This window comes from Paenarthrobacter sp. 10L420, from assembly GCF_056395385.1.
The window spans coordinates 88,436-109,171 of sequence record NZ_JBFTJK010000004.1 but is presented as its reverse complement, the minus strand read 5'-3'; the positions used below and the strand labels follow the sequence as shown (position 1 = coordinate 109,171).

The 20,736-nt window shown below is 62.7% G+C and carries 16 protein-coding genes and 2 riboswitches; of the genes, 4 read left to right on the top strand and 12 right to left on the bottom strand.

The features are described from left to right. Positions 1 to 34 precede the first annotated feature (34 nt). The 10 genes from AC1DD5_RS08890 to AC1DD5_RS08845 all read right to left on the bottom strand — a co-directional run bounded on the left by AC1DD5_RS08890 (position 35) and on the right by AC1DD5_RS08845 (position 13,320). A complete protein-coding gene (locus AC1DD5_RS08890; RefSeq protein WP_477521160.1) occupies positions 35 to 3,061 on the bottom strand; it encodes an alpha-mannosidase in 3,027 nt (1,008 codons plus the stop codon). A 171-nt stretch (positions 3,062 to 3,232) separates the two neighbouring features. After that, positions 3,233 to 4,099, bottom strand: a complete 867-nt coding sequence (fdhD, locus tag AC1DD5_RS08885; RefSeq protein WP_477521159.1) for a formate dehydrogenase accessory sulfurtransferase FdhD — start codon at positions 4,097 to 4,099, stop codon at positions 3,233 to 3,235. Between the two features lies 1 nt (position 4,100). Further along, on the bottom strand, positions 4,101 to 6,410 hold the full coding sequence (locus AC1DD5_RS08880) for an FdhF/YdeP family oxidoreductase (RefSeq protein ID WP_477521158.1): 2,310 nt from the start codon (positions 6,408 to 6,410) through the stop codon (positions 4,101 to 4,103). Positions 6,411 to 6,467: 57 nt separating this feature from the next. Continuing rightward, a complete protein-coding gene (locus tag AC1DD5_RS08875) occupies positions 6,468 to 7,814 on the bottom strand; it encodes a molybdopterin molybdotransferase MoeA (RefSeq protein ID WP_477521157.1) in 1,347 nt (448 codons plus the stop codon). Further along, positions 7,811 to 8,704: an NTP transferase domain-containing protein gene (locus AC1DD5_RS08870; protein WP_477521156.1), complete on the bottom strand. Its 894-nt coding sequence runs from the start codon at positions 8,702 to 8,704 to the stop codon at positions 7,811 to 7,813. The genes AC1DD5_RS08875 and AC1DD5_RS08870 overlap by 4 nt, the downstream gene beginning before the upstream one ends. 42 nt (positions 8,705 to 8,746) lie before the next feature. Continuing rightward, entirely contained in the window at positions 8,747 to 9,247 is a 501-nt protein-coding gene (locus tag AC1DD5_RS08865; protein WP_442005939.1) for an HNH endonuclease, read from the bottom strand. Positions 9,248 to 9,477: 230 nt separating this feature from the next. Then, on the bottom strand, positions 9,478 to 10,230 hold the full coding sequence (locus AC1DD5_RS08860; RefSeq protein ID WP_442005938.1) for an NlpC/P60 family protein: 753 nt from the start codon (positions 10,228 to 10,230) through the stop codon (positions 9,478 to 9,480). A 99-nt stretch (positions 10,231 to 10,329) separates the two neighbouring features. Next, entirely contained in the window at positions 10,330 to 11,061 is a 732-nt protein-coding gene (locus tag AC1DD5_RS08855) for a C40 family peptidase (protein WP_442018465.1), read from the bottom strand. 4 nt (positions 11,062 to 11,065) lie between these two features. After that, positions 11,066 to 11,229: riboswitch (cyclic di-AMP (ydaO/yuaA leader) on the bottom strand. Between the two features lie 144 nt (positions 11,230 to 11,373). Continuing rightward, complete coding sequence (locus AC1DD5_RS08850; protein ID WP_431118572.1) at positions 11,374 to 12,204, bottom strand: M23 family metallopeptidase; 831 nt, start codon at positions 12,202 to 12,204, stop codon at positions 11,374 to 11,376. Between the two features lie 6 nt (positions 12,205 to 12,210). After that, positions 12,211 to 12,440: riboswitch (cyclic di-AMP (ydaO/yuaA leader) on the bottom strand. Positions 12,441 to 12,624: 184 nt separating this feature from the next. Beyond that, positions 12,625 to 13,320: an iron-dependent transcriptional repressor DtxR gene (locus AC1DD5_RS08845; RefSeq protein ID WP_477521155.1), complete on the bottom strand. Its 696-nt coding sequence runs from the start codon at positions 13,318 to 13,320 to the stop codon at positions 12,625 to 12,627. Positions 13,321 to 13,624: 304 nt separating this feature from the next. Here AC1DD5_RS08845 and serC point away from each other — a divergent pair, with 304 nt between their 5' ends. Then, on the top strand, positions 13,625 to 14,755 hold the full coding sequence (gene serC / locus AC1DD5_RS08840) for a phosphoserine transaminase (protein WP_477521154.1): 1,131 nt from the start codon (positions 13,625 to 13,627) through the stop codon (positions 14,753 to 14,755). Between the two features lie 84 nt (positions 14,756 to 14,839). Here serC and AC1DD5_RS08835 read toward each other — a convergent pair whose 3' ends face one another. Together AC1DD5_RS08835 and AC1DD5_RS08830 are read right to left on the bottom strand one after the other, a co-directional pair. Continuing rightward, the gene (locus AC1DD5_RS08835) at positions 14,840 to 15,526 is read right to left on the bottom strand and encodes a DUF3027 domain-containing protein (RefSeq protein ID WP_477521153.1); all 687 of its coding nucleotides are present in this window, start codon (positions 15,524 to 15,526) and stop codon (positions 14,840 to 14,842) included. Between the two features lie 8 nt (positions 15,527 to 15,534). Then, on the bottom strand, positions 15,535 to 15,918 hold the full coding sequence (locus tag AC1DD5_RS08830) for a cold-shock protein (RefSeq protein WP_216926040.1): 384 nt from the start codon (positions 15,916 to 15,918) through the stop codon (positions 15,535 to 15,537). A gap of 290 nt (positions 15,919 to 16,208) precedes the next feature. Here AC1DD5_RS08830 and AC1DD5_RS08825 point away from each other — a divergent pair, with 290 nt between their 5' ends. The 3 genes from AC1DD5_RS08825 to AC1DD5_RS08815 all read left to right on the top strand — a co-directional run bounded on the left by AC1DD5_RS08825 (position 16,209) and on the right by AC1DD5_RS08815 (position 20,673). Further along, entirely contained in the window at positions 16,209 to 16,424 is a 216-nt protein-coding gene (locus AC1DD5_RS08825) for a hypothetical protein (protein ID WP_442005932.1), read from the top strand. Positions 16,425 to 16,532: 108 nt separating this feature from the next. Then, positions 16,533 to 19,004 carry a helicase-associated domain-containing protein gene (locus AC1DD5_RS08820; RefSeq protein ID WP_477521152.1) on the top strand — a complete coding sequence of 824 codons (2,472 nt, stop codon included), beginning with the start codon at positions 16,533 to 16,535 and terminating at the stop codon, positions 19,002 to 19,004. Between the two features lie 10 nt (positions 19,005 to 19,014). Next, the gene (locus AC1DD5_RS08815; RefSeq protein ID WP_477521151.1) at positions 19,015 to 20,673 is read left to right on the top strand and encodes a DNA repair helicase XPB; all 1,659 of its coding nucleotides are present in this window, start codon (positions 19,015 to 19,017) and stop codon (positions 20,671 to 20,673) included. The last annotated feature ends 63 nt before the right edge of the window (positions 20,674 to 20,736 follow it).

Sequence of the window (20,736 nt, the reverse complement as noted above, 5' to 3'; positions counted from 1 at the left end):
TCTTGGCGCGGGTCCTCTTGGTGCTGGCCAGCCGTTATCGGGCGAACCGCAACGTGACCAATTGGAACGGGCGCAGGACCAGCTCAGCTGCGTCCTGTCCCACAGTCACTCCAGGGGCCTCTACCGGCCGTTCCAGCAGGTCCGTGGCCAGGACGCCATGAGCTTCAAAATTGGCCCTGACAACACCGGCTGAGCGTTGTCCCAGGGATTCGTAAAGACGCACAATGACGTCTCCGGAGCCATCCTCGGCCAGCTTCACTGCCTCCACTGCCAAGGCAGGGTTGGACACGGAGAGCAGGGGTTCCACTGGCTTGCTGCCAGTGACATAGCGGGGCTTCAGGTTGGTGCGGTAGCCCTCCTCCACGGCATCCCCGATCCCCGCTCCAGGCCTGATGGAAAGTTCAAGCGTGTGCTCGCCGCGGTCTGCTTCGGGGTCCGGGAACCTGGCGGAACGCAACAGCGAGACACGGACGGTGGTCGTCGTCCGCCCGTCTCCGCGGACAGCCCTGGTGACGTCGTGCCCATAGCTGGAAGAGTTGCTGACCGCCACGCCATAACCTGGCTCGGCAACGTGGATCCAGCGATGTGCGCAGATCTCGAACTTCGCAGCATCCCATGATGTGTTCGTGTGGGTCGGCCGGAACACATGGCCGAACTGGGTCTCGGAGGCCGAACGGTCCGCCCGGACATCCAGTGGGAAGGCGATCTTAAGCATCTTTTCGCGTTCCTGCCAGTCCACTGTGGTGGCGATCCCCAGGGACTCCGCACCGGCGTCGAGCGTTATCCGTTGCGTGATGGTGGAGGCACCAACCGTGCGCTTGACCACCACGACGGCGCCTGCCGCCGTGCGCTCAAGATCGATGGTTTCCGCCTGCATCAGCTTGGTGACGTTGCGACGGTAGAACTCCTCGATGTCCCAGGCGTCCCATTCATTGGGAGTATCCCTGAACAGCTCAAGCAGGTTGCCGGGCTGATCGGGCGCAATCGCCTCACGGCCAGAGGAATGATCCATGAGCGAGGTCAACAAGCCATCACTGTCCACCACAGCTCGGATGATTCCGTTGTCCAGGACGTAGCCGCCATCCTTTTCGCCGGCATCAACAACTGCGTCCGGCTTCACGGCTTCCGCAGCGGCGAGTGCCGGCACGCCAGCCCGCATGTGTGGGGCCGCGTTGAGCAGGAACTGCCTGTCTCCCTGGCCGACAAGTGCCTGAGCAGCCTCGGTGATGATGGCCTCGAGATCGCGGGCGATTGCCTCGTAGTTCCGCTCGGCATCCTGGTGGACCCAGGCGATGGAACTGCCCGGCAGGATGTCGTGGAATTGCTGCAGGAGCACCAACCGCCAGAGCCTCTTGAGCTCCGCTTCGGGATAGGCATAGGCGTCGCCCAGGCGCACGGCAGCCGTGGAGCACCACAGTTCTGCCTCGCGCAGCAGGTGCTCGCTGCGCCGGTTGCCCCGCTTGGTCTTCGCTTGGCTGGTGTACGTTCCACGGTGCATCTCCAGGTACATCTCGCCCACCCACACCGGGAGGTTGCGATACTCGGCTTCGGCCGCCGTGAAGAAGTCCTTGGCCGTGCCCAACCTGACCTTGGGTGAACCCTCGAGATCTGCCGTGCGGTGTGCAGCGGCCACCATCTCGCGTGTGGGACCACCACCGCCGTCGCCATAACCGAAGGGAACCAGTGACATTGTGCCGCGCCCGTGCTCACGGTAGTTGCGTTCCGCATGCGCCAGCTCCCGGGCATGGAGCTCTGCGTTATACGTGTCGACCGGCGGGAAATGGGTGAACAACCGGGTGCCATCGATGCCTTCCCACGTGAACGTGTGGTGCGGCATCCGGTTCACCTTGTTCCAGGAAATCTTCTGCGTAAGGAACCATCGCAAACCTGCAGATTTAACGATTTGTGGGAGTGCGCCGGAGTAGCCGAACGAATCGGGCAGCCAGGCTTCCTGGCACTCCACGTCGAATTCCTTCAGGAAGAAACTCTTGCCTTCCACGAACTGGCGCGCCATGGCCTCGCCACCGGGCATGTTGGTGTCCGATTCAACCCACATGCCACCGACGGGAACGAACTGCCCGGCCCTGACCTTTTCCCGGATGCGGACAAAAAGCTCAGGGAAGAATTCCTTGATCCAGGCCATCTGCTGGGCCGAGGAACACGAGAAGACGAAGTCGGGGTTCTCGTCCATGAGAGCCACGACATTGGAGAATGTACGGGCACACTTGCGGATGGTTTCACGGACAGGCCACAACCAAGCGGAGTCGATGTGCGCATGACCGGTAGCCACGAGTTCGTGGGCCGAAGCATAGGCGGGCCGGCTCAGTACCTCTGCCAGTGCCTCGCGGCCTGCGGCAGCCGTTCCCGCAACATCGTCCGGGTCCATGATGTCCAGCATCCGTTCCAGGGCCCGCAGGATTTCGTGGCGGCGCGGCAGCTCCATGGGGAGCTCGTGCATGAGACCACTCAGTGTCCACACGTCCTGGTTCAGTTCCCACACCGTCTCGTTGAGTTCGGCAATGGCAATCCGGCCGAGGCGATACCGGGGTTCGTCTCCGGATGTCGCCTTGTCCCCCAAAGGAGTAGGCGCAAATGACCAACCCTGCGACACATCCGGGTTGGCTGCTGCTTCCACATAGAAATCCACGGACAATCCGCCACCGAGCAGCTTCAGCGGAACGTGGTAGTTACGTGGGGAGATGGCCTTGATGATGCTGGCATCGGCGCGCCAGGCTGTGCCTTCACACTGGAACCCCGGCACGTCGCTGTTGAAGCCAAGGTCCACGATGATTTCCACCGCCGTCCCCTCGGCAGAACCCCAGCCTTCTGGAACTTCACCCTGCAGGCGGAGCCATTTAGTGCTCCACGGCTTACCCCAAGGTGCGCCCGGCTCCTGGGGCGTGAAGAGCTGGCGCATGGCCTCGGCTGCGGGCACGGGTTCTCCAGGCGCATCCCAGCTGCTGAGCTGCAGTGGGACGGACCTGCCGTAAATGGCCGGAAGAAGACGTTCCCGAACGAATCGATCGAGACGCTGTTCAGTGATCCGGCGATCGTCGTGCAATTAAATCCCCTTAGGCATTGGCTGGTGGCAAAGCGTCATGGCTGGCGGGCGAGCCGGCACTTTATGGACGGCGTTATTCGAGGACACAGCGATTCCAATCGATGGATAAAATCTACGTTGTTCCAGCTCAATAGCCAAGTGAACGAGGACTATCCACAGGGAATAGCGGCGCTAGCCAGCCTCTTCTCCCACGATCCGGTCCCTGCCCGCGTACACGTTCAGGCTCGACCCACGGCTGAAGCCCACCAACGTGATACCTGTTTCGTCCGCGAGCTCGGCCGCGAGGCTGGAGGGAGCGCTAACGGCCGCAAGGACGGGAATGCCCGCCATGGCAGCTTTCTGGACGAGCTCGAAAGATGCCCGGCCGGATACCTGAAGAACCGTTCCTTTCAATGGCAGCTTGCCGGCCCGCAAAGCCCAACCCACCACTTTGTCCACGGCGTTGTGCCGGCCCACGTCTTCCCGCAGGCACAGCAGCTCGGAAGTACCGTCGTCGTGAATCCTGAAAAGGCCCGCGGCATGGACGCCACCTGTTTTGGCGAAAACCGCCTGCGCCTCACGCAACCGGTCCGGGAGGGCAGCAAGCGCCTTTACGGGGACCGTGACCTCATCGTCCTGGGGACTGTGCCGCGAGGACTTCCGGACGGCGTCGATCGAGTCGGTGCCGCAAATGCCGCAGGAGCTTGAGGTGTAGACGTTACGGCCGGTGTCCGGACGTTCGACGTCGGGCCGCAGCTGTGCGTCCACGACGTTGAAGGTCTGCACGCCTTCCTCGTCCTCCCCCGCGCAGAAACGCTCGGAGACCAGTTGCCCCGGCTCCCAGATGATGCCCTCCGACACAAGGAATCCCGCCACCAGATCGAAGTCGTCTCCAGGGGTCCGCATGGTCACGGAGAACGACATATCTCCAAGACGGATTTCCAGAGGCTCCTCGACCGCGAGGATGTCTTCCTTGTATCGGACAGGGTGTTCCAGGGCCTGGGGCGATCCGTCCAGGACGAACTTATGCAGCTTTCGGCGCTGGGTCACGCGTCCCATGTCAGGATCCGTTCTCCTCGGGGTGTTTCACGAACCGTACAGTCATCGCCTTGTAGCCGGGCGTGTTGGATTCCCGGGCCACCAGCTCGCGGTGCACCAGGGCGTTCGCTTCCGGGAAGTATGCGGCAGCACAGCCCTTGGCCGTGGGGTATGCGATCAGCCGGAACTTATTTGCCCGCCGCTCCGTACCGGCAAAGGTGGAAATGACATCCACCAGGTCACGGTCCTCGAAGCCCAGACCAGCGAGGTCTTCCTCGTGGACCAGGATCACCCTGCGGGCGTCCGAGACCCCGCGGTAGCGGTCATCAAGGCCATAGAACGTGGTGTTGTATTGGTCGTGGCTGCGCACCGTCTGCAGGATCAAGTGGCCCTCTGGAGCTTCAAGATACTCCAGCGGACTTACCGAGAAGCGTGCTTTGCCGATATCAGTGGCGAAGGTACGGGTGTCCCGCGGCGGGTTCGGCAGGACAAACCCGTTCTTGGTGCGGACCCTGGCGTTGAAGTCCTCGAACCCCGGGATGACACGTGAGATGTGGTCCCGGATCACGTCATAGTCCTCTGCCATGGCACGCCAGTCCACGCCGTGGTCATCCCCGAGGGTCGCCTGCGCCATCCGGGCGACGATAACGGGCTCGCTCAGCAGGTGCTCGGAGATCGGAGCCAGCCTGCCCTGCGTCTTGTGGATAACGGACATCGAATCCTCTACTGAGAGGAACTGCTTGCCCTTGGGGTGTTTGTCGTCCGTGTCCGTGCGTCCCAGCGTCGGCAGGATCAGGGATGTCTTCCCGTGAACCACGTGGGCACGGTTGGGTTTGGTGGAGATGTGGACAGTCAGTCCAGCGGTCTTGAGCCCGGCCTCCAAAGCTGCAGTGTCAGAACCGGCTGCAGCAAAGTTTCCACCCATGGACACGAAGACATCCACCTCCCCCTTTTCCAGTGCGTGCTGGGTCTCCACGGAGTCATATCCATGCTCGCGAGGCATCCGGAAACCAAACTCCTCGTCCAGCGCGGCAAGGAACGTTTCGCCCGGCTTCTCCCAAATACCCATGGTGCGATCGCCCTGGACGTTGGAGTGGCCACGCACCGGGCAGGCTCCGGCTCCCCGCTTGCCGAAGTTGCCTTGGAGCAGGAGCAGGTTGATGATCTCCTTCAGCGTATCCACGGAGTGCGGCTGCTGGGTCAAGCCCAGCGCCCAGCAAATAATGGTCGCCTTTGATTTGGCCATCAGCCCCGCCACAGTGACGATCTCCTCGCGGGACAGCCCTGTTGCGCGCTCGGTTTCCTCCCAGTCCAACTGGGACCGCGCCTTGGCGTACGCTTCGAAGCCTTCGGTCTGCTTCCCGATAAATGACTTATCGACGATCGTCCCCGGGTTCCGCTTCTCTTCCTCCAGGAGCAGGTGGCCCAGGGCCTGGAACAGAGCGAGGTCGCCACCGACCTTGATCTTGAGGAATTCGTCCGCGATAGTAGTGCCGCCGCCGATCACGCCATTGAGCGACTGGGGGTCCTTGAAGTTCAGCAGTCCCGCTTCCGGAAGCGGGTTCACTGCAACGATCTTTCCGCCGTTGTTCTTGCAGTCACGCAAAGCGGACAACATGCGCGGATGGTTGGTTCCGGGGTTCTGGCCCACCACGAACACCAGTTCGGCGTGGTGGATGTCTTCCAGCGAGACCGTTCCCTTGCCGATCCCGATGGTCGGGTTCAGCGCGCTGCCCGAGGACTCATGGCACATGTTGGAGCAGTCCGGCAGGTTGTTGGTGCCCAGGCTGCGGGCGAACAACTGGTACATGAACGCGGTCTCGTTGGCCGTCCGGCCGGAGGTGTAGAAAACGCAGCGATCAGGTGTGGTGGCATTGATATGCTCCCCGATCAAGGCAAAGGCTTCAGTCCAGCTGATCGGGGAATAGTGGGTATCCCCCGGTTTGAGGACTACAGGCTCGGCGATTCGCCCTTGGCTCCCCAACCAGTATTCGGTCTTGTCTTCAAGATCGGCGATGGAATGTGCTGCCCAGAAATCTGCCCCCACTGTCCGTGTGGTGCTTTCCTCAGCGATTGCCTTGGCGCCGTTCTCACAGAATTCCGCGGGACTGCGACGTCCCGTGATGGATTCCGGCCAGGCGCAGCCCGGACAATCAAAGCCGTCATGCTGGTTGACCCTGAGCATGGAGCGGACCGTGCGGGCTACTCCTGCCTGGGAGTAGCCCCTTTCAAGGGCGACAGTGACAGCCTTGAGGCCTGCCGCAGCCTTCTTGGGCGGGTGGATTTGCAGGTCATCTTCATTGATGTCCTGTTCGGGAGCATGCCTGTTCATGGGTCCATCATTGCAAGCCCGGGCACCCAGTTGCCACCTGCGTCCACCCGGCGACCCCTAGGCTTCCAGCGCGCTCCAGTCAACAGGACCGGACGGGGCCTTCTTTTGTTGGCGGGCCGGCGACTTGCGGGGTTTTCCTTCTGCGGCCTTGGGTGCGGGCAAAGGTTTACCCCACGGCAAGGGAAAGGCCGGGACCAGTTCGCCCATCTGGACACCATGCGGCGGCACCACCAAGACGCCATCTGCTCCCGCCAGCCCACGCATCATCCCCGGGCCGGCATGCTGCGCGGGCGATGCCAATCCGTAGACCAGCTTGAAAGGCATCAGGCGCGTCCGTCCAGGATCGGCGTCGATCATTGCACCGCTGGGAACCTCGCCAACGTCCTCCAGCTTCCCGTGGCCAAGCGCTGCGAGCAGCGGCCCCCCCACGGTGAACAATGCCATCATGGCCGCCAGCGGATTCCCGGGCAGGCCCAGCACGAAGCGTCCGTCCGGAAGCTCCGCCAACACGGCCGGGTGGCCAGGGCGCATGGCAATGCCATCGATCAGCAGCCGGCCGCCCAGTTCAGCCACGGCCCTCCTGAAATGGTCCGTCCCTGAGCGTCCGGTACCGCCCGTAGTAATAACGACGTCGGCCGGCGGCTCCGGTGCTGCATATGGTTCCGCGGGTTCAGGCTCGGTGTCCTGCAAAGCCGCAAGCCAGTCGTCGTAGTTGTCGCCAACCTTGAGTTGCTCTCCTGCGATGCCACCAAGGAGTTCGACGACAGCGCCTAGCTGAGGTCCGAAGGTATCCCGGACCTTCCCCGGTAGGGGAACCCCTTGCGTCACCACTTCCGATCCCGTCAGGAGGAATCGCACCAAGGGTTTCCCCAGGACTTCCAGCTCATCCAGGCCGGCCAGGGCAGCCAAGGCAATGTGCGCAGGATTCAGGACGGTACCGGCCTTGAGCAGCACGTCCCCTTCTGCGGCTTCCTCGGCAGCTTTGCGGATGTGCTGGCCATTGCGTGGCTCCCCCGGCTTCGCCAAGCCGCCGAGCGCAAGGATCGGAAGGCCGTCGTCGTCCGTGGTAATAACGCCGCTTTCGGTGCGCAGAACGGCCTTGGCGCCTGGTGGAATGAGTCCTCCGGTGACGATGGGACTGGCCTGGTGGGGAGCAAGTCTGTGTCCGGGCTCAACAAGAATCCATGGACCCGTTCCGTTGACAGCCCAGCCGTCCATGGCGGAGGACGCATAGTGCGGCATGTCCTGAATGGCCACTGCATCCGAGGCCAATGTCCTTCCCAAGGCAGCCTTCAACGGCACTGGGCTTGGCGGGATGGGAGCGGCGACGTCAAAGGCACGCTGCCGGGCCTCATGCCATGTGTGTGCCGCGTGGTGGTGGCCCTGTCCGGGGGCCTCGGTCATTCCGCCTCAGTCCCGGGCTCCAGGTATTGCTTGGCAACCTGGCGGGCCAGATCCAGGGCAGCGCTCATGGCGGTGTCGTCCGCGGCTTGCCCGATCCCCCTGGCCATGCCCGCAGCGTAACCTGCGATGAACGTTGTCAGTGGCGCAGCAGGCCGCACCACGGAGTGGGCTGCAGCTCCTGCCACGGCAAGGACTTCATTGATGTCCACTTCAACGCCCTCAAGCTCAAAGGCCTGCAACAGTGTGCGGCACCAGTCCTCGAGCGTCTCTTCCTGGCTCTTCATGTCCGCCTCCTGCTCGTCGTGTATGCCCAAGGCCTCAGCGTCCTCCCACGTGTCCACATCATCGGTAGACCCATCGGGGACGGTAATGGCCAGCAGGTTCAGCCTAGCAAGCAGCCGGAACACTGAAGAGTTCGTTAACCCCGAAGCTGCCGCAACTTCCCTTTCCAAAGCCCGGGTGCTGTAGATGCCCAGGAGGGGCTGTTGCCGGCCATCGGCTGAAACGGCCATTGCGCCTTCTACTTCAGGATGCGCACGCAGTCCTTCCCATAGGGGCTCAATGCCCCTGGCGGCGTGCGGCATGTCGCATGCCAGGACGAGCGTCCAGGGCGCTTGCTCCCTTGCCTGATGAAAAGCCGCCAAACCAGCGGCAATCGCGGCGGCAGGGCCGGCAAAGGCCGGCTCCTCCCGCGCGCTAAGAACTCCATCAGGCAGGACGCCACCGCCACCAGAAGTGTCTGGACCAACCACCACCACTGCGGAAGCACCCCGCGCCGCCTGCAGGGCATGCGAAAGGAGGCTGGCGCCGTCGAACGTTAATCCGGGCTTGGGCACGCCACCGAGGCGGGTGGCCCTGCCACCCGCCAGAATCACAGCGTTGAACTCCATCCGCCCAGAGTACCCGGACGGCGGGAGGGCAACAGAAATCGATCAGGCGGCGGATTCCGGCAACAGGAACGGATCCCAGTCCGGCGCAGGTTTCTCGAGTTCTTTGATCTGCCACATGGTTCCTGTGGGCACGCCAGGTTTGAAACGAAGTTTCCAACCCATCTCGGCGAGCGTGTGGTCACTCTTGGCGTTGTTGCATTTCAAGCACGCCGCAACCAGGTTTTCCCAGGAATCCGCGCCGCCCCTGGATTTGGGGTGGACGTGGTCTATGGTGTGCGCTGTTTTCCCGCAATAGGCGCAGCGATGGCCGTCGCGGCGGAGTACCCCGCGGCGGCTCACGGCAGTGATCTTGTTGTACCGGGGCCGGATGTAGCGATTGAGAAGAATCACGGATGGTCTTCCGAGAATCTCCTGTGGCCCGACGACAGGCTCGTCGCCTTCGGCCACCACGCTAGCTTTTCCAGTCAGCACAAGGACCAGCGCCCGGCGGAAGGTTACTACCGCCAGCGGTTCATATCCAGCATTCAGAACGAGTGTGCGCATGCACGTACCTCTTCACGGCCGCACCCGTCAGGGGCACGAGGGCCGGCTGCCCTCTGCTTGTACGGGCTGTGGATCGACAACACAAGGGTAAGCACTTATATGCCGTATCAACGAATTTTTCTGCCGTTTCGCCTGTGGTGTTGGCGAAAGTTCATGTGCGGGACACCTTGCTGGTTAAAGCAGAACACCCCGCCGGCGTGCGCCTGCGGGGTGTTCCGTGGAGTATTTGATCAGCCGTTGACGCGGATGAAAACGGGGCCGGAGCCAACGTTCACGCTGAACAGTGCCGTGGTGGATCCGTTCCATCCACCGTGGACTGCCATGCCGTTGCCGACGTAAACAGCGATGTGTGCCATTCCGCCGTAGCCACCGTTGGCGTAGTAAGCGAGGTCGCCGGGCTGCGCTTCAGCTGCACTGACCGTGCGGCCGAGGGAGAGGTAGCCGGCCGGCCAATCGTGGAAGTGAATACCGACGGCGGCCAGCGAGTTGGTCACCAGCATGGTGCAGTCCTGCGTGACACCGAGCTGTGCGTAGGCCGCTGCAGCGATAGCTGCACCGAGGCCACTGGATGCAGCAGGCGCCTTTGCCGCGGAGGTATCAGTGTTGACCGCCAAAGTAGCGGTGCCGCCGGCAGCCGGAGCTTCCTTGGCAGGTGCCTTCTCGACGACGGGAGCCGGGGCTTCGACAGTCTTGACTACGGGGCGCTCGTAGGAGATGGCAACGCTGGAATCGGCAGCAATGGTGGCCTGGGCAACCGACTGCACATCAAGGGTGGACGCAGACGTGGATTCGCGCTGGACATTGGTATCCGCAGCATTTGCAGCCACGCCGCTGGTCAGGACAAGGCCTGATGCAGCTGCGATCACTGCTGCCTGACGGCCAACGCCACCGGCGTTGTCGCTGACAGCCTTGGCAATGACGGCAAGTGAGCTGGTCTTGGGGGCCTCAGCTCTATGCCGTGCAACCTTGTTTGCACTGGTCATGATTACTCTCTTTTCGTATCCGCGCACGGTGGGGACGCACGCAGGTTATGGGCGGCCAGCACTTGGGGGGCATGCTGGCTTACCCCGAATGGGATTTTCCTAGCGGAGGGTGAAGAACGAGGATGTGCCGGTGGCTGCGACCGGGGTCAGGAGCGTCCCCTGGCTGGGGTTGAGCGCGCTGATCATCATGCCGTTGCCGACGTAGATGCCCACGTGGGCTCCGCCGTTCTGCATGACGAGATCGCCGGGGGCCGGCGTGCTGGTGGGCTTCATGGCCGTCCAGGCATTGACCCGGGGGATGCTGATGCCGGCCTGGGCGTAGACCCACTGGGCAAATCCAGAGCAGTCCCAGCCGTTGGGGGAAGTGCCGCCCCAGACATAGGGGTGGCCAATGCCGGTGTAGGCAATTGCTGCGAGTCCGGAAGCTGCCGCGCTGGATGCGGCATCCTTGGCCGTGGAGGACAGGGCAGCGAGGGCGTCGCCCGTCTGGCCTTCGGCTGCCTGCGTGCGCTGGGAGGCGCGCTGAACCTTGGGGGCTTCCTTGGTAGCCACAACGGGGCTTTCGAAGGAAACGGTTGCCGTGGGCTCAGCGGTAACAACCGCGGTGGCGACCAACTGCTGGGTGCTGGAGGATTCCGACTTGGAAACGTCGGTGTCAGCGGCCTGGGCCGGGAGTCCAACGCTGAGAACAAGTCCCGAGGCTGCGGCCAGAACGGCGGCTTGGCGGCCTACGGTGCCTGCATTGGTTGAGACAGCCTTGGAAAGGGTGTTCAACGGGTTCGTACGAACCAATTCGGCGCGATGGCGCGCAGGGGTAGTGCGTGATGACACGAAGGTAGCCTCTCCCAATGCCTGCGAGGTGAGCTGTCGGATTCGGATGGGAGTCATCCGGCCGCGCGGCTTCAAGGAAGCTTTTGCGACTTAACCCCAAGGCCTTCTGATTCGAAGGCCAAAATTGGTTCCCCCGCCCCTGCCAGACGATTTTTGCGAACGGACCTCGAGTGGTGGCAGAGCTAGGCAATCCACTCAAGTGCATCGGCCCCCTAAAAAGCCGATGCGCTTTAGACGGTACAACAGATATTCGTGAATGTCACATTCAGGTCACGGGCGTGTCATGAATGCGATAGACAACCATCAACTGGCTCAGAGCCAGCCCATGGGATCTACGACTTCACCGTTTACCTGGACCTCGAAGTGGAGGTGGCAACCCGTAGATGCGCCTGTAGTGCCGCTCAGCGCGACAGTATCGCCACGGCTGACAGTCTGGCCCACCTTGACGTTGAAGGACGACAGGTGGTTGTACGTGGTCTCGAGGCCGTTGCCGTGGTCAATCACGACGCGGTTGCCTCCGCCGTACTCATGCCAGCCTGCGAACGTGACCTTGCCTGCGGCTGCGGCGTGAACGGCAGTACCGCACTGGGCTACGAAGTCCTGGCCGCGGTGGAAGTCACCGGTGCCGCCCGTAAGGGGGCTGACGCGGTAGCCAAACGGCGATGCCGTGACCAGCTTGTCCAGAGGGCTTCCCAGCGTGCCAAGTGAGGATGCGCGCTGAATGCTCCCCGCTGACTGGGCGCTCAGCAACTGCTTGAGCTTGCCGTCAGGATCAGCGGCGGTAGCGACTGCTGCGCGACTGAAATCGATTTTGGCAGAGGCTGCCGCAGAAACTTCGGGTTGGCTGCCACCCGGCACGGAGAGGGCCGCCTCGGCCTGGCCGGATTCGGATGTGGCCATGACCGGGCTTGTGGCAGGCAGGCCTACAGTCAGGGCAAGTCCGGTAGCGGCAAGCGCGACTCCGGCCTTCTGCCCGACACCACTGGCTGCGGCGAAGTCGGCTACCTGGCGCAATGGGCTCTTGCGGCGGCGCACCTGACGCGGGGTGTCGCGTGGCCGGATCTCCATTGCGGCGCGGGCTGGCCGCAGCTCAGCAGCGGGGCCGGACGCGCGGCGACGGCCCCTGACGTTCTGCGATGTCAAACTCTGTTCCTCTCTGGAAAGCCTGCGAAGTTAGCTGTCGGATTCGGGTCAGAGAGTTCAAAGACCCGGTCCGCACGAAGCGCAAACGGCACACAGGTATCCCCGGAAGGACTTGCGTTAGTAGGCACTTCTGCTGCGGACTTCACCCCAAGGCTGCTTCTTTAGGCAGCCGCTTGTGGTTCCCCCGCCTCTGCCAGTAGTTGATGACACACCTGATCTGCTGGCAGAGCTCGGCTCCAGATCAGGTAACGCTTTGGTATCGGCGCTAGTAGATAACTATAGGCGATTAAAGCCCGCAGTAATAAATTCGTTATCTTCCCAAACGACCGTGTTGTGGACGCCCCCATATCACCAGTCGCAGGAATCCGCAGGTCACACGCGCGCCAGCCGCCCCAAAGTGAGATCTGACACGCCCTAGGGTCAGCTGACAGCAACGAAGACGTGCGCAGCTACCTCGGGAGGCAGCTCCAGTGCTCCTTCAATACCGGGAACGCGGACGGAGATGTACTCCCCCACCCGTTCCAAGGAGACAGTTGCGCCTGGACGAATTCCGCCTTCATCGAGCTGGGTGAGGAGTTCGGGCTCAACCTGGATGGGTTCAGCAAGCCGGCTGACTACTACGCGGGAATCGGCAGCGTACCCGTCCATGGCATGCAGCAGGTTCACGTCCAAGCGGGCAACGGGCTGGTTGGCGAGGCCGCCAAGCGCCTCCAAACCCGGGATGGGGTTGCCATACGGTGACTCGGTGGGGTGCTCCAACAACTCATACAGGCGCCGTTCCACCCGTTCACTCATGACGTGTTCCCAGCGACACGCTTCGTCATGAACGTATGCCCAGTCCAGACCAATGACGTCCGCCAGGAGCCTCTCGGCAAGGCGGTGCTTCCGCATGACTTCGGTGGCCCGCTTGCGCCCGACTTCGGTCAGTTCCAGGTGGCGGTCGTTGGACACAATCACCAGGCCATCGCGCTCCATGCGTCCAATGGTCTGGGAAACCGTGGGACCCGAGTGCCGCAGACGCTCCGCAATGCGTGCGCGAAGAGCCACGATGTTCTCTTCTTCAAGCTCCAAAATGGTCCGAAGATACATCTCAGTGGTATCGATCAGATCCGTCATCCAGCTCAGCTCTCCTCGAACGCATTTCTTGCGTAATCTCCACCGTACCGCGTCCCCGCCAAGGTGGATGGTGTGCAACCGACACCTCAGGAACGTCAACCCAAGCCTAGCTTATTTGGAATTACTCTGGATAATTTTTCCCGGGGTCGCAATGCCCATGGTGGTCCGGCATTCCACGTGGCGGACTATGACAACCGCAGATTCCTGACGGTGGGTCCGGTCAGGCAGAATGAGGGAGTCGAAGGGGCAGCCGATGCCACCTGCCCACCTCCCCCTCTCTAACCGATACCCATTGGAGCCACACGTGAGCGACAACAGCATCACTATTCCCGCCGACCTGCTGCCCAAGGACGGACGCTTCGGCGCGGGACCGTCCAAGGTGCGCCCGGAACAGGTCCAGGCCCTGTCTGACGCGTCGACCACCATACTTGGCACGTCACACCGTCAGGCACCGGTCAAGAACCTGGTGGGTTCGGTGCGCGAAGGACTCAGCCAGTTCTTCCGTGCACCTGAGGGCTACGAGGTTGTCCTCGGCGTGGGCGGTTCCACAGCGTTCTGGGACGTAGCGGCTTTCGGCCTGGTTGAGAAAAAGGCCCAGCACCTTTCCTTCGGTGAGTTCGGTTCCAAGTTTGCCGCGGCCACCAACAAAGCCCCCTTCCTCGATGCATCCTCCATCATCAAGTCAGAGCCCGGCACGCGACCGGCCTCCCAGGCAGAGGCCGGCGTTGATGTCTACGCCTGGCCCCAGAACGAGACATCAACCGGTGTTGCAGCCCCCGTCAAGCGCGTAGAGGGCGCCGACGCCGGTTCGCTCGTCCTGGTGGACGCTACCTCAGCCGCCGGCGGGCTGGACGTGGACGTCGCCGAATCGGATGTCTACTACTTCGCCCCGCAGAAGAACTTCGCTTCTGACGGCGGCCTGTGGCTCGGCCTGTTCTCCCCCGCGGCGTTGGAGCGCGCCGCCCGCATCAAGGCCGGCGACCGCTGGATTCCGGACTTCCTGGACCTGCAGACCGCAATTGACAACTCCAAACTGAACCAGACGTACAACACACCTTCGCTGTCCACGCTGGTGACTTTGGACGCACAGGTGCAGTGGCTCAACAGCAATGGTGGTCTGGACTTCGCCAGCAAGCGCACAGCAGACTCTGCCAGCCGCATCTACTCCTGGGCCGAGGCTTCCGAGTACGCCACACCGTTCGTCGCAAAGGCTGAGGACCGCTCCAACGTGATCGCCACCATCGACTTCGACGACTCCATCGATGCAGCGGCAATCGCCAAGATCCTGCGGGCCAACGGCGTGGTGGACACTGAGCCGTACCGCAAGCTTGGGCGAAACCAGCTCCGCATCGCCACGTTCGTCGCTATCGAACCGGACGACGTCTCAGCCCTGCTCGCCAGCATCGACTATGTCGTGGGCGAGCTCAAGAAATAAAAACTCAAGAACTAACTGCCGCGGCTTTTCGCGAAAGGCAGGAAACGGCGTCGTCGGGGTTGTTCCCGGACGGCGCCGTTGCCGTTAATCCCCTAAGCGGGCGACGGCGTCGTCGTCCTCTTCGTCGGCTGGCTCGGCTTCATCGGCTTCATCGGCTTCATCGGCTTCAGGATCGGATGCTTCGGCGGCGTCGTCTTCCGCAGCCTGCACGGATTCCTCGGTCACTTCCTCTACCGTCTCCTCCACCAGGGGCGTCTCGTCCTCCGGGCGGACACGCTTTGCCCAGGGGACCCATTCCGGGGCCAGGATGGAATCCTCAGAGGGCAGGAGGCCAAGCTCGCTGACTGTGACGATCTTTGACCGGGAATTGCGGGTGATCACGGCATACCACTGCCACCCGCCGTATCCCGCAAGCTTCGACTCGAACAAATGCGTGACCACGCGGTCGCCCTCGGACTTTGCGCCGATGTGGGCACCCACCTCGCCCGGGTTCGCGATAGTCTCCACCGCTTCCCGCGCGACGTCGACGGCGGCAGCCAGGAACGCATCCGGCTTGCCAACGCGCCACACGGGGATGCCGGCCCGCTGCTTCGCTGCGACCGGCTTCCGCCCTGGGGTGTCGCTGTTTTCAGGGGCTTGCCCGTTGACAGGATTCGCCCCGGCGACAGGATTCTCCCCGGCGACAGGAACTGGGGCGGCGTCAGTGACGACCCCAGGGCTGGCCTGCGCGTCCCTTCCTGCCTGTGTATCCTGTGCGGATTCCGAAGTCATGGCAGTTCCTAGGCTTCCAGCTCGTCGGCAACCTTGCGCAGCGCCATACCGATAGCCTTGGCCTTGTTGCCCTCCGGGTACTTGCCGGAAGACAAAGTACCGGACAAGTTATCCAGCACGGTCACGAGGTCCTGCACCAAAGGCGCCAGGTCCTTGGCGTTCATGCGCTTGGCCTTGGCGATGGAGGGCGTCTTGTCCAGGACCCGAAGGCCCAATGCCTGGGCACCACGACGGCCATCGGCCACGCCAAATTCCACACGCGTACCGGCTTTGAGCTCGGTTACGCCTGCGGGCAGCGATGTCTTGGGCAGGAATACCTCCTGGCCGTCCTCAGCCGCGAGGAATCCGAAGCCTTTTTCCTTGTCATACCACTTGACCTTGCCGGTGGGCACGTAATCAACCTTCTTCGTTCTTGCTTTGGAGACACGCCACGCCGCCACCGCATCCGCAGGGATTTGCGGGATCGAGGGAGACAGCACGGTCCGTGTTGGTCTGTTACTTCAAGGTTATCCTGCCGGACCAGCTATTCATGCTTTGCCGCCGCTTTGCGGCGCCTTGCTGCACCCGTTGCTTCACCCGTTTCTGCACCTTTCCTGCACCCTGGCAGCGGTGCGGGCCGCGATGCCGGCCGCCGAAAAGCCCACAGGCCTGTTTTGTGTGCGCTGCTGCTAGCGTTAGGCGCATGACTTCCCCGGGTTACCGCCGCCCCCTGATGATCGTCGCCGCTGTGATCGCCGTCCTTTCCCTGGCTGCAGTGGGCGCGGTCATGGCTATCGCATTCAACGGTGGAGTGGCACCAGTGTGGATCACGTCCATCGCGCTATATGGACTGCCGGTTGCCTTCATGCTTGCCGTGGTCCTGGTGTTGGATGCCGTCCGTCAACGGCGCCGGCAATAGCTAATCAAGCGTCGGCAACAGCGAACCAGGCGCCGTCAACAGCGAATCAACCGGGACGGCTTTGCCTTGGCCACGCACGAGCGGCCCTGTGGCGGTAACGTTGGATTGATGTCCCTTATTCGCGCGCTCAGCAAGGAACTGGAAGCGCGCAGCGATAACTCGCTGCGGGCCTTGTTTGCCGCGCGGCCAGACCTGATTTCTCCCATGGCCCCGGACTTCGCTGCCTTGGCAGCCCGGGCAAGTGCGCGAGTCAGCGTGCAACGGGCGTTGGAGCGACTCACAAAGCCTGAAATGCAGGTTCTGGAGACGCTCCATCTGTGCACGAATGCCGATACCGGTCACAGTGTTTCTGCTGCCGGACTCAAGAAGGTCATTGCAGGGTCCACTCTCTCTGCACTGGAACCGATCCTCGCCAAACTTCAGGAGTTGGCGTTGATTCACCGGGCCGATCCGCCGGCGGCATCAATTTCACAACCGAATTCCCGGCAACGGTTCTACCTTCCCGTTGGAAGCCTGAAGGACGTGATCGGCATCTATCCGGCCGGCCTGGGCCGAAGCTACACGGAGCTGGTCAGGTTGCAGCCGGCTTTCGCCCAACGGGTGGTTCAGCTCGTAGCCGAGCTCCATCACTGTGGCTTGGACATCCACCCTGCCAGCACTCCCATGGACGCCGCCTTGTCCCTGCAACGCTGGACGTCAAGCCCCGAGAATGTGCGCGCTATTCTGGCCACGGCGCCCGAAAGGACCGTTGGCTTGCTGGACAAGTTCGGCAGTTGGGCCATGGGCGCAGTCCCCCAGGCTCAACGGCGGGCCTCCGTGACCCACGAAAGCGCCGACGTCGGGCCTGTCGATTGGCTGCTGGCCCGCGGCCTGTTGGTTCCCCTGGATGCCGGCCACGTCGAATTGCCACACAGTGTGGGCATCGCCCTGCGGGGTGGTGCGATCGTTGACGACTTCACCCTGAGCCCTCCGGTTCCAGAACTGGGCCACACGAGTTCTGCCCTCCGGCGCAACGCCGCGATGGGCGCCATCGCCGAGACTCTACGGCGCACCAGCGAGGTGCTGTTTGCAGTCCGTGAGCAGCCGCTGGCAACCCTCCGGAGCGGCGGCGTAGGCGTGCGTGAGCTCCGGCGCCTGGCTGAATCCATCCGCTGCGGCGTCCACGAAACTGCCCTCCTGCTGGAGTTCTGCGCGCTGGCCGGCCTTGTGCGGCTGGACGTTGACAGTTCCACGTGGATCCAGCCGCCACAGTTGGAATGGCTCTCCCTGCCGCGACAGGAACAGTGGCTCTGGCTGGTGAACGCCTGGTTGGCCAGCGAGCGGGCACCTTCCATGGTGGGCCAGCCCCTCCCGGGAGCGACGTCCGGCTCGCCATCCCATCCAGGTTCCGCCGGCAGCACCATCAATGCATTGTCCGCGGAGGCTCAAAGGCCCGATGCTCCAGTGGTCAGGCGCAGGATCCTGGAGATCCTCAATGAACTGACGGTTGAGGCCGCAGCTCCGGATGGCAAAGCACCTGTCCTTGACGCGCGCGCGGTGCTGCAACGGGCGGAATGGGCGCAGCCCCGCATGTCCCGCCGGTTCAGCTCGCTGGTGAGGGGGATCCTGGAAGAAGCCACCTTGTTGGGCTTGATGGGGTCCGGGGCCTTCACCCAGTTGGGATCTGCCATCGCGCTCGGCCATCCGGAGGAGGCGATGACCCTCCTCGGTGAACACCTGCCGGCCGCGGTCAACCACATCCTCCTTCAGGCGGACCTCACAGCAGTAGCGCCCGGTTACCTCGCCCCCGAACTCAGCGAAACGCTGCTGCTCATGGCCGACGCCGAGGGCCAGGGCCCGGCGTCGATCTACCGTTTTTCCACGGCAACTATCCGCAGGGCCCTCGACGCCGGACAGGATGCGGAATCGCTGTTGTCGTTCCTACGCGAGCATTCAGCCACAGACGTGCCGCAACCACTGGCGTACCTGGTGCAGGACACAGCGTCCCGACACGGACGTTTGCGAATCGGTTCCAGTGCCAGCTTCATCCAAAGCGACGACGAATCCGCCATCACCGACCTGTTGCACGAGGCCCGGACGTCTGCACTGAGCCTTGTTCGGATCGCCCCCACCGTCCTGACGTCCTCTGCCAGCCCCAAGGAGACTGCACGTGTGCTGCGCGAGCTGGGACTCTCACCTGCTGTCCAGGAGGCGGAACCCGCCGTCGTGCGCTTTAAACGGACAGCGGCAGTGCCCGGCAGCGCGCGTCCGGTCTACACGGCTCCGCGGACGGCCCCACCGGACGACGACGTCGAAGCCCAGCTTTCGGTGTTACGGCAGCACCGCGCCGTCCCGGCTGATGCGACAGGCGAAGCCTCCACGCAGCTCGGCCTGGAAACGCTGCAGAAGGCCATCCGGCTCAAACAGGCGGTCACCATGAACGTGGTGGACAGCCTGGGGAATGCGAACACCGAAACTGTGGTTCCTGTATCCGTCTCCGGTGGCCGCGTCAGGGTCTTCGATCCTGGTAAGGAAACAGAACGTGTGCTGTCCATCCACCGGATCATCGATGTAGAACCAGCAGGAGAACTGCACAAGTGAGGATTCAAGAGTGACCGACGGTCCACTGATAGTACAGAGCGATAAAACCATTCTGCTGGAAGTCGATCACGAGCTCGCTACAGAGGCCAGGCACGCCATTGCGGCATTTGCTGAACTGGAGCGCGCTCCCGAGCACATGCACAGCTACCGGCTGACGCCCCTTGGGCTCTGGAACGCGCGGGCTGCGGGACTAGACGCCGAGCAGGTGTTGGATACGTTGCTGAAGTACTCCCGTTTCCCGGTCCCCCATGCATTGTTGATTGATATCGAAGAGACCATGTCGCGCTACGGCAGGCTTCGCCTCGAAAAAGATCCACAGCACGGTTTGGTAATGCGTACCGACGACTACCCCGTGCTGGAGGAAGTCATCCGTGCCAAGAAGATCGCCCCACTCCTTGGGCCCAGGATCGATGGTGAGACTGTCGTGGTTCATTCCTCGCAGCGAGGCCAGCTCAAGCAGTTGCTCCTGAAGTTGGGATGGCCGGCCGAGGACCTTGCCGGGTACGTCAACGGGCAACCCCACCTGATCATGCTCGACGAAACGGGTTGGCAGTTGCGCCCCTATCAGAAGCTCGCCACGGAGAACTTCTGGGCCGGCGGCAGCGGCGTCGTCGTTCTTCCTTGTGGTGCGGGAAAGACCCTGGTGGGCGCGGCCGCGATGGCGACGTCCTCCACCACAACACTGATCCTGGTCACGAACACGGTTTCGGCACGTCAGTGGAAAGACGAGCTGCTCAAGCGGACGTCCTTGACCGAAGATGAGATCGGCGAATATTCCGGAGCGGTCAAGGAAGTCAGGCCTGTAACTATTGCTACTTACCAGGTGCTCACCACCAAGCGCGGTGGACTTTACCCGCACCTTGAACTCGTGGACGGTCATGACTGGGGCTTGATCATCTATGACGAGGTGCACTTGTTACCCGCCCCGATCTTCCGGATGACGGCGGACCTGCAGGCCAGGCGAAGGCTCGGCCTGACGGCCACACTGGTGCGCGAGGATGGCAGGGAAGGCGAAGTCTTCAGCCTCATCGGACCCAAGCGCTACGACGCTCCGTGGAAGGACATCGAAGCGCAGGGCTACATCGCACCGGCGGATTGCGTTGAGGTCCGCGTCGATTTACCCCGCGACGAACGCGTGGCCTACGCCATGGCTGATGACGCGGACAAATACCGGCTGTGTGCGACCTCCGAGACAAAGACCCAACTGGTTGAGCAGCTCGTGGCGGCGCACAAGGGTGAGCAACTGCTGGTCATCGGCCAGTACATTGACCAACTGGACGAGATCGCGGAGCGGCTGGATGCTCCCCTGATCAAGGGTGAAACCACCGTCAAAGCCCGGCAGAAGCTTTTTGATGCCTTTCGCAAGGGCGAGATCCAGACGCTCGTAGTGTCCAAGGTTGCCAACTTCTCCATCGACCTCCCGGAAGCTTCAGTAGCCATCCAGGTTTCGGGCTCCTTCGGGTCCCGCCAGGAGGAGGCGCAACGCCTGGGGCGCCTGCTGAGGCCCAAGCAAGACGGCCGTTCCGCGCGGTTCTACTCCCTTGTGGCCCGCGATACTTTGGATCAGGACTTCGCCGCCAAGCGCCAGCGTTTCCTGGCTGAACAGGGATATGCCTACCGGATCATGGACGCCAAGGACGTGGGCAAGGATGCTGCCACCGACGAATAATCGCCAGGGCATTGCTATTTATCTCCAGCAATTTTAGGATTCCAAGTGAAGCTCTCCGCCCTT

Excerpts from the sequence above, each read along its gene's own strand:
- fdhD (WP_477521159.1), bottom strand. The coding sequence starts at position 4,099 with ATGGGACGCGTGACCCAGCGCCGAAAGCTGCATAAGTTCGTCCTGGAC.
- AC1DD5_RS08880 (WP_477521158.1), bottom strand. The coding sequence starts at position 6,410 with ATGAACAGGCATGCTCCCGAACAGGACATCAATGAAGATGACCTGCAA.
- AC1DD5_RS08875 (WP_477521157.1), bottom strand. The coding sequence starts at position 7,814 with ATGACCGAGGCCCCCGGACAGGGCCACCACCACGCGGCACACACATGG.
- AC1DD5_RS08870 (WP_477521156.1), bottom strand. The coding sequence starts at position 8,704 with ATGGAGTTCAACGCTGTGATTCTGGCGGGTGGCAGGGCCACCCGCCTC.
- AC1DD5_RS08865 (WP_442005939.1), bottom strand. The coding sequence starts at position 9,247 with ATGCGCACACTCGTTCTGAATGCTGGATATGAACCGCTGGCGGTAGTA.
- AC1DD5_RS08860 (WP_442005938.1), bottom strand. The coding sequence starts at position 10,230 with ATGACCAGTGCAAACAAGGTTGCACGGCATAGAGCTGAGGCCCCCAAG.
- AC1DD5_RS08845 (WP_477521155.1), bottom strand. The coding sequence starts at position 13,320 with ATGACGGATCTGATCGATACCACTGAGATGTATCTTCGGACCATTTTG.
- AC1DD5_RS08835 (WP_477521153.1), bottom strand. The coding sequence starts at position 15,526 with ATGACTTCGGAATCCGCACAGGATACACAGGCAGGAAGGGACGCGCAG.
- AC1DD5_RS08825 (WP_442005932.1), top strand. The coding sequence starts at position 16,209 with ATGACTTCCCCGGGTTACCGCCGCCCCCTGATGATCGTCGCCGCTGTG.
- AC1DD5_RS08820 (WP_477521152.1), top strand. The coding sequence starts at position 16,533 with ATGTCCCTTATTCGCGCGCTCAGCAAGGAACTGGAAGCGCGCAGCGAT.